Source organism: Acutalibacter muris, assembly GCF_002201475.1.
In the GTDB taxonomy this organism is placed as follows: domain Bacteria; phylum Bacillota; class Clostridia; order Oscillospirales; family Acutalibacteraceae; genus Acutalibacter; species Acutalibacter muris.
The window spans coordinates 3275451-3290673 of record NZ_CP021422.1 but is presented as its reverse complement, the minus strand read 5'-3'; the positions used below and the strand labels follow the sequence as shown (position 1 = coordinate 3290673).

Below are 15223 nucleotides of genomic sequence, written 5' to 3'. Positions count from 1 at the left end.
GTAAAACAAAATGAAATCTGAGCGTGAATAGAGCGCACAACGAGTATTTTGCTTGTTGTGCGCTTTTTGCGTTCGGAGGAAAGGAGCCTGCCATGCAGGAAGCAAAACGCAGCCCCCTACTGGATTCACTTAAAATCGTGGGCCTTGCCATCATGGCCTGCTATGTATGCCGGTTCTGGCCCATGGTGATTTTCCTTGTCATCTACGGCCTGGCAGTCATCACGCGCACTCTGGTAAAGTCCAGGAAGGCAAAAACCGCCAAACTCGTGCCGGTCATACCGGCAGAACCCACCCCGGCACCAACCCCTACCCAGCGCGACATGGAAAACCTGGCGTTTTCCATGATATGCGGTCGAATAACCGAGCTGGTAGCCCGGGACTATCCTAATGCCCGCTGGGTATGGGAGTTCCCCACAGCTCAAAAGCTTATTCTGGAGGGTCACGAGGCATACATCCTCCTGAACCAGGCCGGAGGCTATCGCCGGGCACAGGTGCTGTACCAAAACCTACAGGTTACCGGCCTAAAGTACGAGGGCATTGCCGTTGCCCCTACCCAGCGGCCTGCCGACCCTTCGCCGGAAGAAACCGAGCCGGACAACTACACCCTTCTTGCCTTCCAGTGGGTGGACGCTCACACAGCGGACTTGATCGCACGGTGCGAGGAGGCCCGGCTAAATGGCCTGGACCATGTGCTGGTGCCGGAGACTGAGCTGCCCGTAGCCCAGAGCTGGCAGGACATCTGCGCCGAGCTGGCCCGCGCCGGGTTCAGAACGCAGGTACTTGCCGAGGGAATCAAAATCATGTTAGGAGTTGATGAAAATGAGCACCGCTCTGAATAACCTATTCAGTTTCAACCGCGCTACGCTGCCATCGCCTTTTAGCACCGTCACCAGCAAGAAAATCTCTGTGGCGTCCAAGTACGGCGACGGCAAACAGGCGACCCTCTGCTTTACAGTCATCAAGGCGCTGAACGCAGTTTGTGCCTGCATGAATGGTTCCGGCGAGGGCGCTGTGGGCGTGATCGACCACCGCTCGGTGGCGGAGTACAAGTCCTCCATGGGCCCGGACGCTTATCACCTGGCAATTTTTGACAGCAGCACCGGGGCCATTTCAGCCACAGTCTACGACAAAAACACGGAGATCGGCGAGCTGTATGTACTGAAAAACCCGGGCCGCGATGGCGCTGCTGTGATGATGGCTATGTTCCCGTTCCTTAACCGGGACGAGGAATTTGAGCAGAAATTCAACGAGTATTTCGACCAGTACACGGCGGGTTTTCCCGATATCAATGCCGCCACAAATACCATGGCAATCCTCTGCGACAACGTCTACCGGCGGGTCATGGACGACTCCTGCGAAGCTCATGTCAAAGTGACCCTGGATAAGTCCGGCAACCTGATGCGGGTTTCCCAGACACAGTTGGATTCCGGCGTGTTCACGCCCACGGAAGTGATTGCGGGCGAGTTTACCATCTTTGCCAAAACCGGACGGGCGGCCGTCAAAAAGGCCTGTGCCGAGGTGAAACATGAGGACTTTGCGGGCAAGTATGAACTGCACACAAGAGCCCTCAGTCCGCAGGAACAGGCCCTTATCCCGGCGCTACCGGAGTGGTACATCATCCCTGATGAGGTGGTGGATATCTGCAAACACGCCCAGGCCACCACGGAGAAGTCTGCCCCCATGCGGAACTTTCTCCTGCGCGGTCCTGCCGGGACCGGCAAGACCATGGGCGCGAAAGCTATTGCGGCAGGTCTGCACCTGCCGTACATGAAGTACACCTGTTCCGCCAACACGGAAATTTTTGACTTCGTGGGCATGATTTTCCCAGACTCCGAGGGCGGTTCCACAGGGGACGCTGACCTGGACCGGGAGAAGGCCGAGCTTGAAAGCATGGGCGGCATGACCTATAAGAACGTGGCAAAAATCATGAACCTCCCTGGTCTGGCTGACATGGATTACGACCCTGCCGGGGTGTATCAGGCGCTGACCGGGCTGGAAAAAGAGGACGCTACTGCACAGGAGTGTATGGCTGTTGTCATGGAGCGGGTTACAGAAAAGGTGCAGGCGCTGTCAAAGCGCACAGGGGAGAGCCAGTCCGGCGGACAGACTTACCGCTATGTGGACACGGACTTCATCAAGGCGCTACGTTACGGCTACGTGATCGAGATTCAGGAGCCGTCCACCATCGCCCAGCCGGGCGTGCTGGTGGGGCTGAACTCCCTGTTAGAGCAGTCCGGTTCCATCACCCTGCCCACCGGCGAAATCATCCGGCGCCACCCGGACGCGGTTGTGGTAGTTACCACCAACATCAGCTACGAAGGGTGCCGGGGCATGAACCAGTCCGTTCTTGACCGCATGAGTTTAGTGCGTGATGTGGAACTTCCCTCCCCTGAGGTCATGGTGCAGAGAGCCATGGCTGTCACCGGGGCCACCGATGAATACCAGGTGGGGCAGATGGTCCAGGTGGTCAACGACTTGGCGGAGTATTGCCGCAAAAACAGCATCTCAGACGGTAGCTACGGTATGCGGAGCCTTATCGACTGGATCACCAGCGCGGAAATTACCGGGGATGTGTACCAGTCGGCGCTCTATACCGTCATAAGCAAGGCCACGGCGGACGAAATTGACCGTGAGGCGCTGATCAGCGCGGTCCTGGAGCCGGCGTTCCGGCCCAAAAGAAAAACAGCATAAGGAGTGTAAAACATGATTGTTATAAATCAGAATTGTTATCAGCCATTGCGGGAGGCCCGTATTGAGCAGGGATTGACTCAGCGGGAGCTAGGCCGGAGGAGCGGTATCCCTTATCATACTATCAAGGGTTATGAGCGGGGCCGCAACACTCCATCTGCCAGACGCCTGCGTACTTTGGCGGAGGCTCTTGGAGTTGAGGAGTGCTGCCCTATGCCTCCCCAATGCCCTGCTGTCAGCGAGCGCAACGAGCTGCTGGAAAAGTACATGGACCTGCCCGGATATATTATCCGGCAGAACTGGACGCTGGTTGTGGCAACCGGCATGGAGGTTGAGGATGTGCGGCAGGAGCTTTTGCTCCGAGGGCTGCAGGCCATAGAGACTTATGACCCCAATGCTGGAGCCAGCCTGCGGACGCATCTCAATATTGCCATGCAGTACCAGCTCATGAAACTAGCCCGGGCCGCATCCAGCAGAGGGATGACCGACGTGCCCCATGGGGTTCGCGTTACATTTTGCTCCGTGGAAGTTATGCGCGAAAATGGCTTTGAGCTGGAGGGATAAACATGCATATGACTGAGCTTACAACGCCGTACGAAAAACGGAAAGTCATTGAGTACGGCTCCGGCCGGAATTTTAACACGCCAGTACGGCACTGGCACGAGGTCCAGCAGGTGGCCGGCCCTCTGTATAAGAGCCGTGAAGTGGAAAACCGGTACAAAGAGCAGGAGTGTGACTTGTACCTGTTTTATGACGGTATTCCGGCGGGTCTGCGCTTTATGCGTCAAAAACGGATTGAGGTCCGTGATACGCCCGAGTACCTTTTGGGCTTGGTACAAACCGGTGGCGTGGGCAGCTTGTCCGGCTACCTGGATAACCTGAAGCAGGACATGGATAATTCCAGGTGGATCGGTCTGGCGGATATTGAGTTTGTCCGACAGTTCGATGAGGCCCAGGCACAAAGGCTGGCTGCATACCGCCAGGGGCGTCTGGTTCAGAGAGAACAGGCATGGCAGGCAGAGGAAAATAAGCGTCTGGAAACGGAAGCCGCTGCGGCTGAAAAGCTCCGTCAGGAAAAACAGTCCCAACGGGACGCTTTCCTCGGCTGGGCGGATGATATGTCTGAGCTGCGGTTCGGGCAGGTGAAAAAGGTGATGGAGCGCAAGGGCCGTTTCAACGGCACGGTGATGACCCGGCGGGATTTTGTCATCAAACAGCTGCTGGAGGGGCGCGTCCCTGTTTGCATCAATCTTGGCAGGTCAAATGAGCACCGCCTATATGATCCAGTCAAGCGGGACTGGTATATTGTCACAAAGACTGAGCACGACTTCGCCAAGTACCTGACCGACTCGGGTAAAATTGAATCACTAAAATAATGGGAGCGGCCAGGCAAATGTCTGGCCCTTTCCTATCTATAAGGAGGCCAAAAATGGCAAGAGTAAACCACAAGCTGGTAAAAAAACTGCTCAATGAAAAGCGCAGCAAGATAACCGACCGGCAGTTCTTCACCAGCCGTGTGCTGGCGGGGCATTTTGAGGACATGGCCGCCGCCCAGACCCGTCGCTATAAGTACGACCGGCGGGTACGGGTGCAGCTTCGTTGGGAGCCCAAATCCCCGGGTGCAGCCCATACGGACAACAGGAAGATACATATCAACACCGGTCATACGCTGGTGACAAAGACCAGGGGCCGGGAGAACCGGTATCAGCTGGTGTGCGGGCTGTTTGCCCATGAACTGGGCCATGTGCTGTACACCGACTTTTTGCTGCCCCAAACCCACGCAAATCACATGGAGCGTGGTCTCTGGTTCCCAGAGCCACCCCCTCTGCATACGGCGGAGGATTTCGCCAACGAAAAGGCGCTATGGGCATACCTCAAGGCTGACCCCAAGAATTCAGAGGCTATAAATGAGGTTTCACGCTTTATTTCCAATGTGCTGGAGGACGGCTATATTGAGAACCGTATGCTCAACGACTTCCCCGGCACGCTGGGGTTTGGGCTGGCTGCCCTACGCCAAACAGTGTGGGAGGAAATGTTCACCGTCACCCAGCTCAAGGAGAAGGAGGAAGACGGGCAGAACCATATTTTCCAGAGCATCTTGCTGGTCATGCTGTCCTATGTGGAGTTTGGGGAGATAAAATACGGTGATGAAGAACTGGTCGATATTCGCATTCAGACCATCTTTGACCTTATCAATGAGTTGGACAGCTCGATAATCGACCCTGACCCCAAGACCAGGCTCCGCACAGTAAACCTGATTCTGGTGCGCTGCTGGGAGCATATTGAGGACTACTGCGAGCGGCTCAAGGCCGAGATGGAGGCCAATGAATCTATGGTCGATGCTGTGAATAAGAGCCTTGGCGGTATGTCCGGCGCTACCACGGCGGGAACAGGCGGCACGCCGGTTCCCGGGGCTGGAAGTTCCGGGAGCTCTTCTGCTACAGCGCCCAGCCGCGCTAAGACCCATGAAGACGCTGCAGGAGCGAACGGCGATGATTCCTCTGAGCAGGAGACTAGTGAGCCAGAAGAAGAGAATGGGGATGACAAACCTGTGGAGGAAGAATCCGCGCAATCCGACGAGGAGCTGCCGCCTATCATGGGTTCTGCTCCCAATACAGGGAAGCAGGAGGTTTCAGAATCCGAGGGCGGGCGCATACCGTATCATCAGACAAATTCGGTTTCCGAACCAGTAGGCGGCTCAACGGAGTACAACGCTGACTATGAGCGGGAGCAGTACGACAAGGCCGCCTCTGACATTGACCGTATGCTGGACAAAATGGCCGAGCGTGCAGCAACTGAACAGCTGGAAAATGAGCGCCTGTCTGAGCTGAACGAGATGGCAAACAGCATCTCCTACGGCGATATCCACCAGGGGGTGAACATCAAAATTAACCGCATTTCCAGCGTGGACACTGACCTCATAGAGCAGTACGATGCTGTCGCGCCCCGGCTTGTTACTATCTCAAAACAGCTCCAGCGTAGCATCCAGAAACAGCTCAAGGAGCACCGTCAGGGCGGCAAGCAGACTGGCCTTGTCATGGGCAGAAGGCTTGACTCCCATGCCTTGTGCCGGAACGATGGCAAGGCGTTCTACAAAAACAACCTACCAAACGAGATACCCGAGCTGGCAGTTGGCCTGCTGGTGGATGAGTCCGGCTCCATGAGCTGTGGCGACCGCTGTATCTATGCCCGGGCGGCGGCAATCATCCTTCATGATTTCTGTGACAGCTTGGAGATTCCTGTTATGATTTACGGCCACTCTACAGACGGACGCGGTGTTGCGTTGTACTCCTACGCTGAGTTTGACGGCTTTGACAATGATGACCGCTACCGTCTCATGGACATCCATGCCAGGAGCAGCAATCGGGATGGGGCGGCTCTGCGGTATGTGGCCGAGCGGCTCTCGAAACGCCCTGAGGGTGTCAAGCTGTTGATTCTGGTGTCAGACGGCCAGCCCGCGGATATTGGCTATGATGGTACCGCCGCCGAGGAGGATTTGCGGGGCATTAAGCAGGAGTACCAGCGCAAGGGAATCGTCTTTGTGGCTGCGGCCATTGGAGACGATAAGCCCAGCATCCAGCGGATTTACGGCAGCTCTTTTCTGGATATAACGGACTTGGAACAGCTGCCCAGCAAGTTGACAGCAGTTGTGAAAAAGCATATCAGGATTTAGTATGAGCAAATCCTGTGACGGACCCGTTGATTTTTAAGTGTAGGCACGGTATAATATAAGCATACAGACGGCAGAGGAGGAACGAGAATGGCCGCCCCAATATCCGGTAGCTGTGAACGAATCGAGGGGGAAAGAGTTTGTTTAGATGTGCCAACGACCTCCCATCAGCTGGTGCTGGCTGAACTCATACGGCAGTTGACGAACTTCTTAGAAGGAAAGCCCTGCAGGGCCATACCGGCCCCGTTTGAGGTCTGCTTATTTGAGAAAAACACGGTAGTTCAGCCGGATATCACGGTCATCTGTGACAAATCCAAGCTGAACGAACGGGGATGCAAAGGCGCGCCGGAGATGGTGGTAGAAATCATCTCCCCCGGCAGCCTGCGGCATGACCGGCTGGTGAAGTTTAATCTGTACCAGCGGGCCGGAGTAAGGGAGCTTTGGCTGGTGGACCTGGCAAGCAGTTCGATTGAGGTGTTCCTGCTGAAGGACGGCCTTTTACTCCTCCACGAGGTCTATACTTCAAAGGACACTGCCAAGGTGAACAGCCTGGAGGGGTGCTATATTGAGGTAAACAAGGTGTTTATGTAGCCTCGAAAAGTTTTACAATCCGCTTTTAACGGCACTGGTTTCACCAGTGTCGTTCTTTTTTGAAAAAAAGATTCCGCGCTTATACATCTTAAAGGCGCAGTATAAACCTTTAGCGTGTTGGTTACTTTCCACAAAAAGGGTTATATTTAACCTAAATGAGTGAGCCTGATGGGAGCGCGGTATGACGGACAAAAAGTTTGGGAACAGATTTAAGGCATGTAGAGAAAGGTTAGGCTTGACCCAGGAGGAACTGGCGGCAAGGACCGGGTTATCCGTACAGTATATCTCCTATGTAGAGAGAGGGAAAAGGTTTCCTCGTTATGATAATATGGTTTTGCTGCTGAATGAGCTGAAAATCTCAGCAGACGAAGTGTTCTGTGATGTAGTGGATAAATCCATGGAACACAGGGCGTCATATTTGAGCGAAAAACTTTTCGCGCTTCCTTCAGATGAAAAGGAAAATATTCTTGATTTGTGTGAGCTTTTAATCCAGCAGGCAGAAAAAAGGAACACTAAAGGAGATTGACAATCACTCCAAAACCTGATAAAATAGCATTACAGTATCAGGTTCGGACAACGGACAAAGTCACCGCGTTACAGAGTGTCATCAGTGTTTGCCGTGTGCAGACATAGATGGCACTTTTTTGTTTCCTCTTACAACCGAATCGGGCCGGTACTGGCAAAAGGCAGCAGTCATTATGACCGCTGCCTTTTTGCATTTCACCAAAGAAAGGGAGTATCAAAATGTCAACCTGCCAGGACAACTATTCTGCCACATTCCCGGACTTCCCCGCTATGCTGGGGTACCACGAGAACCAAACCCGGGAAAGCCAGTGGAAGCGCCGCCGGGTGAAAGATCTGCGTCTGGAGCCTCTGGACAAAAACGCCCCGCTCTACAGCGACCTCTCCTCCTTTGCCCCCGGTATCAGCCGGGAAGCGGTGGAGGACACCGCAAAAAATCTGGGCCTCGCCATGAAGATGGACAGCGGCTACTACCCCGTCCGGGACACAGCCTACAAGAGCCTGCTGGGCCGGGCCAAAATCAACGGCACCGCCCTGCCCAAGCTCAAGCGTGACAAGCTGGCGGATGTCCTCAACGCCTGCATGACTCTGTTCGGTGATGAGGCCCTGCTGCTGATCCGGGATGAGAAGGTCTCGGCAGTTCACTCCGGCGGCGAGGCCGACTATGCCGTGCTGCCGGTGGATGAACTGCTCATGACCCTCAAAACAAAGCTGGACGAGCGCTTTCCAGGCAGCAGCTTTGTGGACGGCTACTGCGACCACTCGATAGTCAGCGCGTCCTGGGAGATGCCCGGCCAGAAAGAGGACCTGTTGGGCGCCTATGCCAAAATGCTTGCCTCCCAGGGCAAGGCTTCCATAGCGGCAAAGCTCACGCCGGGTATCCGGTTCATGACCTCAGATACCGGCACAGCCTCGGCAAAGGTTTCCGCCCTGCTTATAGGCGGCCAGGTCCCCATCCACATCGGGGAGTGCGTTGCGGTAGACCACCGGAAAGGCCACAAGGTTTCCGACTTCGAGACGGCTCTCGACCAGGTTTTTGCCCAGTTTGGGGACTTGGTGGGCAAGCTGCAAAGGCTCCTTGAGGTTGAGTTGGACTATCCCATCAACGCCATGACCCGGGTATGTAAAAAGCTCAGCTTGCCCAAAAAGGCGGCGGTGGAAGCCATCGCCATGTACGGGATGGCTTTGGGCGGCAGCCCGGCCACGGCCCACGACGTCTATTTTGCCATGCAGGAGATTCCCTTTATCCTCAAAACCCAGGGTACGCCGGAAAGCAAGCTGCTGGCCGTAGAGGAAAACATGGCGCGAGCACTCACCCTGAACGTATTCCCAGCGGCTATAAGTCCTACTGCACCAATTGCGGGCAGAAGAGTTACCGGTCCGTGCAGGAAATGTCTGTGGAGTCTGCAGAAAACCCGCCTGTGTTGACTTTCGAGGGACGCATATGCAGGTCACCACCTTTCCGGGCCGCGGCACTGACTGTGATGCCGATTTTGAGGATTGGTCCATGTATGACCTGAGAAACAGGGTGCGGCTAGTGCAAGAATTTGACCGGCTGGCAGACGATATGGTACAGGAGGCTGTCTTTTACGCCCAAAACTATGCTGTGCAGGATGAAGAATACCAAGTCACGCAGACGCGTAAGGCGCTGGTTCCTGTTGGCTGAAAGGAGTACAAAATGCTTTGTGAATTCCAGCGGGTGATCTACCCGCCCATCCCCAGCCCCGGCAGCTACATGGTAGCACTCTACCACCCCTGCGAGCAGGTCAAGGACCTTGCCGGGAACATCCTGACCCAGATAAAAGCCGTTGGCTACTGTCTGCCCACCGCTGAAAACCTGCGGTACAACATGCAGGGGCGGTGGAATACCAACACCAAGCACGGCGTCCAGTTCGAGGTGGAGAGCTATGATGAGGTGCTGGTGCCCACAAAGGAGGGCGTCATCGGCTACCTTGCCTCCGGGCAGATTAAGGGCATTGGCCAGAAAACGGCTGAAAAAATCTATGATTTGTTCGGAATAAAGGCTCTGGATGTGCTTGATTCTGAGCCGGAAAAGCTGCTGCAAATCAAGGGCATCACCCCGAAAAAGCTGCAAAAAATCCGGGAGTCCTACCTGATGAACCGTGGAGCTAGGGACATCATCGCGTTCCTTGCGCCCCACGGCATCACGCCCAGGCAGGCGCTGAAGTTCTATGAGGAGTACGCCGAGCACACCATGGACACCGTTAAGAATCACCCTTACCGGCTTTGCGAGCTGTCGGGCGTGGGATTTCTGACGGCCGACAAAATTGCCGCCAGTATGGGTTTTGACAAGCTGTCCACTGAACGGGTGGACGAAGGCTTACTCTACACGCTGACCGAAGCAGAGAGCTATGGGCACTTATGCCTTGAGAAACACGCTTTCCTCAAGGCGGCGCTCAAGCTGCTGGACACCCCGGAGCTTACAACCCGGATGGCGGCGAACCGTGCCGCCTGTTTGGTGGAGAGCGGGCAGCTCACCACCTACGACCAGTATGTGTACCGCGCGAAAAGCGCTCATACCGAGAGATGTCTAGCCCAGAGGATTCAGCAGTTTTTGCGGGCCAAGACAAAGGGCTGCATCAATCTGGAAACCGAGCTGGACGGCGCGGAAAAGCGTCTGAATCTCAGCTTTGCTCCAGAGCAGCGGCAGGCCGTTAAAATGGCCCTGACCCAAGGGCTGTCTGTTATAACCGGCGGTCCTGGTACGGGTAAGACCATGATTCAAAAAGCAATTCTTGACATCTACCACCGGCAGAACCCGGACGGCATGATCTGCTGCTGTGCCCCCACCGGGCGAGCGGCACGCCGCATGGAGCAGGCCACCAATCACCCGGCCTCCACCATCCACAAGGCCCTGAATCTTATGGCTGACGAGGACGGCAATTTCAACGAGCCTGAGTTGGTGGACGCCGATTTGATTCTGGTGGACGAGGTTTCCATGTTGGACCTGTACCTGGCTAATTACTTATTGGGAGCTATCCGTCTGGGCGCACAGGTAGTGCTGATTGGCGACAGCGACCAGCTGCCCTCTGTGGGTCCTGGAGCGGTTCTCAGCGAGATCATCGCCAGCGGCAAGGTGCCTGTTGCCCGGCTTGATAAGGTATTCCGCCAGCAGGCGGGGAGCCGGATTGCGGTCAACGCGAAAGCTATCCGTAAGGGCGTTCGTAATCTGGAGTTCGGTGACGATTTCCAGTTTGTGGACTCGCCTGACATAGCAGCGTCCGCAGACAAGGTGGTAACGCTATATATGCAGGAGGTCAAGAAATATGGCCTGGACAATGTTGCCCTGCTTACCCCCTACCGCAAAAAGACGGAGACCGGGGCCAACGCACTCAACCTCCGTCTGCGCGACTTGGTGAACCCGCCCGCGCCCGGCAAGCCTGAGGCTGCACATGGCAAGCGGGTATTCCGGGTTGGCAACAGAGTGATGCAAACCAAAAATCTGGGCGAAGTGAACAATGGCGATGTGGGTTATATCAAGGATTAAGATTTTCAAGGCCCTGTACATTTAACCCATCATAAATAATCGGTTTAATATATTCGTTTAAGGTTTTTATATCAGTTTTAGTTACCCACGGCCCCGCTTTATCTTCGCCATATAAATAAGTTGCAAAATTTTCAGCAAGTCCTTCGCTAACCATCATTTCGGCCAGTGTAATATCATTTCTCCATCGAATAAATTGAAATCGAATATTATGATTGACTTCATGTGCAAGAGCAACTGGCAACCGCTCCAAAGTATATTGATTGGGAACAAGCCATGCAAAAATATAGCCGGGAATACCTCCATCGCCACAATACCCTTCATTAAGTGAAATATAGGGACTTTCGGGATCTGCTAACAAAATTGTAAAAAGATATTCCTGTACTGGTACTTCAATACCACTGTTTGCAAAGCAATCCAAAGATTTCTGAATAGATTGTTGACAAGCAGTCCACAGTAAATCAGAAGAAATTTGCTCGATATTTTTCTGCTGGGATTTGTCTACTTTACTTGGAGCAATAAGACCAAGCATACTGCTTGCCATTATTACATCATATCCATTAGGCGTTGATGCTTTCATTGGGACACTATAACAGTCCCATTTTTTCTTGAAAGGCATCATTAACTCATAACGATAGATGTCATTTTTCTTTTCAATGGACGCATTTGCGATTTTTTGATAAACGCCGTCAGAACGAATATACTTTACTTTCATTTTAATCATCCTTTCCTGTTTTCTCTATAATACACTATGACGTTACGTGAAAGTCAAGCGTGTAGAAGTTGTTTTTGTTGTTCAATATGAAATTAAACAGTCAGTAGTATGAAATACACAATCGTTCAAATAATATCATATGAAATGTAAAATTACATTAGGTGATGTTATGAAGATTGAGAGAGATAATCGACGATTTGATTTTCACGATATAGGGCTCGCCATCAAGCGGGCAAGGGAAGCCAGCGGAATGACGCAGGAGCAACTGGCCTATATTGTTGACCGGGCTCCGCGTACCATCATGTATAACGAGAATGACGGCCAGCACCCCAGCCTCAACACCTTTTATCAGATGGTGACAATGTTCGATATATCGGTAGATCAATATTTCTATCCGTCCAAGAATAAAGGGAGTGAGTGCAGAAAGCGGATCGACGCCATTCTTAACGCCCTGGACGAAAAAGAACTAAAAATTGTAGAAGCCATGATCCAAGCGATGAAAGCGGCTAAAGAAACGGAGGATGCGTAAAGAGAAGCACGCGCCTCCGTTTTTTCGCGCCACTTCCGGGGTTGCGCGTTTCGGCAAGCAATTCGGGTGTGGCCACACTCCGAAATTTTTGCTGGGCCATGGGCCCGCAAAAATGCTTGTTGGGGAGCCTCCCCAAACCCGACTCTTTGGGACAAAATGTCCCAAAGAGGTTGGCTGCGTCACCGCCGCTATCGCGTCTGTTCCTTATCTGTGCGCCCGTCCGTAAGGCCGAGCAGATGGTCGATGTTGGCCTTGACCGCCACGGCCTCCCGCATATCCCGCTGGGCCTGCCTATACTCGGCATAGAGGGCCTTTTTCTTATCCGCCAGCTCCCGCCGCTGTTTTTTCAGCGCGTCCATTTTGGGGAGCTTTGCACCGCCCAACAATTCATTCATAGCGGCCCGGGCCGCCCGGTAGGTGGCAAGCTCCGCCTCGTGCTCGGCAAGGTATTTTTTCGAGTACCGGGCCGCCTTGTAGCCATCGAACACGGGCCGGGCCTTGGCATAGTCCACCACGGCCCCCATCAGCTTGGAGACTTTCGAGAGGGCGGCCTCGGTGGTCTGGAGCTCCCCGGCCAGCGCGTAGGCCCGGTCAACCGCCGCCGTGGTCTTTGCCGCCAGCGCGTCATAGTCGGTGAGATTGTTTTCCTGCAAAAACTGGAGGGCGGCGGCCATCTGCTTTAGGTTGTAGACTTTCGCCCACCGTTCATAAGCCGGGCCCTTGCCCTCGGCCATGCGCTTTTGAATGTCAATGATAAGCCCCACCTGCCGGGCCGGGGGCGGCGCGTTCTTGGGGAGCTCCGGGAGGGGCCGCTCCCCGGCGATCACTGCCCGGATGTCCTCGGGGTCAAAGCCCGCGCCGAGGGTGGATGCCCGGAGCCGGGTGTACTTGTCCTGCCCCGGCGCGAGGAACGAAACCACGCCGCCCCGCCCGCACTTGACGGCAAAGCCGGACTCTTCCATCAGCCGGAGGAACGCGGCAAAGTCGGCGGGCTTTTTTTCAAGGGCCGCGATGATTGCCAGCCGCCCCCGCTGTTGAGCGGAGGGCGGCTTGTCGCCTATCCACTGGCCATAGTGGAGGAAACGGCCCTTGCTGTGCTGTTTGGGGTTTTGTATCACGGACAAATCATGCTCCAGACATACCCGGTCAGACAGCCGCCGGAGGGCAAAGCTGGAGCCGAGGAAATTATGAAATTTCCGGGAGCAGTCAAAGGCCGTGGAATTGAAATAGATATGATTGTGAATGTGGCCCTTGTCGGTATGGGTGCAGACGAAAAACTGGTACTTGCCTTTCGTCCAGCGCATCGCCGTTTCAAAGCCCAGCTTGTTTGCCTCCTCCGCCGTCACCTCGCCGGGCGGGAACGCCTGCCGTATCTGGAAAAACAGAGCCCCGCGCTCCACGGGCCGGGCGGTGGCCGCCTGGTATTCGCTTTTCACCAGCAGAAACTCGGCGGCGGCTGTGGCCGGGTCGCAAAGGTGGGAGGACACGGCCCCCAGCTTTTGGGGGTTGAGCCCGTAGGCAAACCGCTCCTCCATCGTCTGGACGGCGCTCAGTCCCGCCGCCTGCTTGTAGGGCCGGATGTAGGTCGTGGCCGTGGTAGCACCTCCTTTTAACAGAAAAAATGACAGTAAGGCAACTCACCTTCTGTCATTCTTTCAAATAATTTATTAACTTAATTTCTATAATTAATGCTCTATCGGGATTGCCTCCTGCTGTTTTTGTAGAACAATGCTTGCATTTGCCCCATGTACTTTAGCAATAAGCCTATCCTCGCCGAGGACTTTGACAAGATTACTTATTTGGTTTCCCAGAGTTGTCTGACTATGATAGAAAATTGTTGTTTTGGTGCTTTCCATGTTAATTAGGCTTGAAAGAATATCTTTGTCGGTAATGTCCAAGGAATGTCCTATAATATAGACATTATGTATGGCATCTCCGTTTCTCCCATAACCCGATGGCATCTGTGCCATACTATTCATCCAGTCAATATATTTGCAGCCAGTCTTTTTATAAATTCTCTGATAAAATTTCTTGAACTGAATGAACTCATTGTCTCTATCTTTGGCATATCCTTCTAAATATTCATCAATTCCAAGAATAAGATTGCAATTATCGACGTCACTTCCAGCTTTTGTTTCCCCGTGAATATAGTCGTATCTTATTTTTGGATTTTTGTTTGCGTCATAAAATCTTTGATATGTATGAGTGTAATTAAAACTAAGAACACAATGAATAGTCAGCCCATCAATGTCCGGTAGTTTAACTTTAGGAGTAATTTCTTCAACATAATTACTCAGATAGATTTCCAAGCACCGTGTAAGCCTATTTAAATCTGTTAAAAATCGTGTTTTTTTATATCCGACTGCGTTTTCATCAAATTTCATGCTATCACAGCTTGTTCCCGGTTTACCCCAAAGCGGAGAGAGAATATTTGATTGTTGATACGTCATTTTTCCCAGCTTTTGACCTCGGTTTATCTCTTCTAAAATAGTAAGCCTTGCTTTATCAAGTGTTTGTATTATCCTTGATATTTCACTCTCAAAATCGATCCACCCATCTTTCCCAGCTATTCCTCGGCTTTTATAAATCTTCCAAAAATAATCAATCCAAACATTATTTGAAATTAGGTTTTCTATTTCTTTATAAATTTGTGGTTTTTTATCATAAAGATTAGCAAAGTGTAGTATAAAATCTTTATCTTCTTCGTTCGCAGTTTCCCAGTCAGCCTTAACGCTTTCTTGTTTACAGATATCCTTAAATCGCTTAAAGGCGTCAACATATTTCAAAAAATGCTCATATTTTGTGGGTAGGCCATGAGCTAAATCAAACCCATTTCCAATGATAAGAATATTCAAAGCCAGTGCCTCCTTTGAACGCATACTAACTCATATAAAGCAAAGCATTTTCACTTAAACATATTTTTTCGCTTGCTTAAACATAATTATATCACATCTCATTTCGACAATCTACCCATCTTTGGGACAAAATGTCCCGAAGTACGAA

At 52.8% G+C, this 15223-nt stretch carries 14 protein-coding genes; 11 read left to right on the top strand and 3 right to left on the bottom strand.

From position 1 onward, the window contains the following. Positions 1-92 precede the first annotated feature (92 nt). The 10 genes from ADH66_RS16755 to recD2 all read left to right on the top strand — a co-directional run bounded on the left by ADH66_RS16755 (position 93) and on the right by recD2 (position 10979). Entirely contained in the window at positions 93-839 is a 747-nt protein-coding gene (locus ADH66_RS16755) for a hypothetical protein (protein ID WP_066538502.1), read from the top strand. Then, a complete protein-coding gene (locus tag ADH66_RS16750) occupies positions 820-2691 on the top strand; it encodes a P-loop NTPase family protein (RefSeq protein WP_066538504.1) in 1872 nt (623 codons plus the stop codon). The genes ADH66_RS16755 and ADH66_RS16750 overlap by 20 nt, the downstream gene beginning before the upstream one ends. Before the next feature lie 12 nt (positions 2692-2703). Continuing rightward, a complete protein-coding gene (locus ADH66_RS16745) occupies positions 2704-3252 on the top strand; it encodes a helix-turn-helix domain-containing protein (protein ID WP_084384404.1) in 549 nt (182 codons plus the stop codon). An 8-nt stretch (positions 3253-3260) separates the two neighbouring features. Then, on the top strand, positions 3261-4064 hold the full coding sequence (locus ADH66_RS16740) for a hypothetical protein (RefSeq protein WP_157130651.1): 804 nt from the start codon (positions 3261-3263) through the stop codon (positions 4062-4064). A 53-nt stretch (positions 4065-4117) separates the two neighbouring features. Further along, complete coding sequence (locus ADH66_RS16735) at positions 4118-6361, top strand: vWA domain-containing protein (protein WP_066538513.1); 2244 nt, start codon at positions 4118-4120, stop codon at positions 6359-6361. Between the two features lie 87 nt (positions 6362-6448). Then, on the top strand, positions 6449-6949 hold the full coding sequence (locus ADH66_RS16730; protein ID WP_066538515.1) for a Uma2 family endonuclease: 501 nt from the start codon (positions 6449-6451) through the stop codon (positions 6947-6949). Between the two features lie 181 nt (positions 6950-7130). Beyond that, positions 7131-7475 carry a helix-turn-helix domain-containing protein gene (locus ADH66_RS16725; protein WP_066538518.1) on the top strand — a complete coding sequence of 115 codons (345 nt, stop codon included), beginning with the start codon at positions 7131-7133 and terminating at the stop codon, positions 7473-7475. Positions 7476-7693: 218 nt separating this feature from the next. Next, on the top strand, positions 7694-8899 hold the full coding sequence (locus ADH66_RS16720) for a hypothetical protein (RefSeq protein WP_066538525.1): 1206 nt from the start codon (positions 7694-7696) through the stop codon (positions 8897-8899). A 16-nt stretch (positions 8900-8915) separates the two neighbouring features. Continuing rightward, on the top strand, positions 8916-9137 hold the full coding sequence (locus ADH66_RS16715) for a hypothetical protein (RefSeq protein WP_066538528.1): 222 nt from the start codon (positions 8916-8918) through the stop codon (positions 9135-9137). Positions 9138-9149: 12 nt separating this feature from the next. Beyond that, positions 9150-10979, top strand: coding sequence for an SF1B family DNA helicase RecD2 (recD2, locus tag ADH66_RS16710; protein ID WP_066538531.1), 1830 nt, complete (start codon positions 9150-9152; stop codon positions 10977-10979). Here recD2 and ADH66_RS16705 read toward each other — a convergent pair. Next, a complete protein-coding gene (locus tag ADH66_RS16705; protein WP_236757088.1) occupies positions 10969-11691 on the bottom strand; it encodes a DUF2268 domain-containing protein in 723 nt (240 codons plus the stop codon). The genes recD2 and ADH66_RS16705 overlap by 11 nt on opposite strands. Before the next feature lie 169 nt (positions 11692-11860). Between ADH66_RS16705 and ADH66_RS16700 the strand changes: the two genes are divergently transcribed. Next, on the top strand, positions 11861-12220 hold the full coding sequence (locus ADH66_RS16700; RefSeq protein ID WP_016284406.1) for a helix-turn-helix transcriptional regulator: 360 nt from the start codon (positions 11861-11863) through the stop codon (positions 12218-12220). 188 nt (positions 12221-12408) lie between these two features. Here ADH66_RS16700 and ADH66_RS16695 read toward each other — a convergent pair whose 3' ends face one another. Next, on the bottom strand, positions 12409-13755 hold the full coding sequence (locus tag ADH66_RS16695) for a relaxase/mobilization nuclease domain-containing protein (protein WP_066538535.1): 1347 nt from the start codon (positions 13753-13755) through the stop codon (positions 12409-12411). Between the two features lie 150 nt (positions 13756-13905). After that, complete coding sequence (locus tag ADH66_RS16690; protein ID WP_066538538.1) at positions 13906-15075, bottom strand: bacteriophage abortive infection AbiH family protein; 1170 nt, start codon at positions 15073-15075, stop codon at positions 13906-13908. Between the last annotated feature and the right edge of the window lie 148 nt (positions 15076-15223).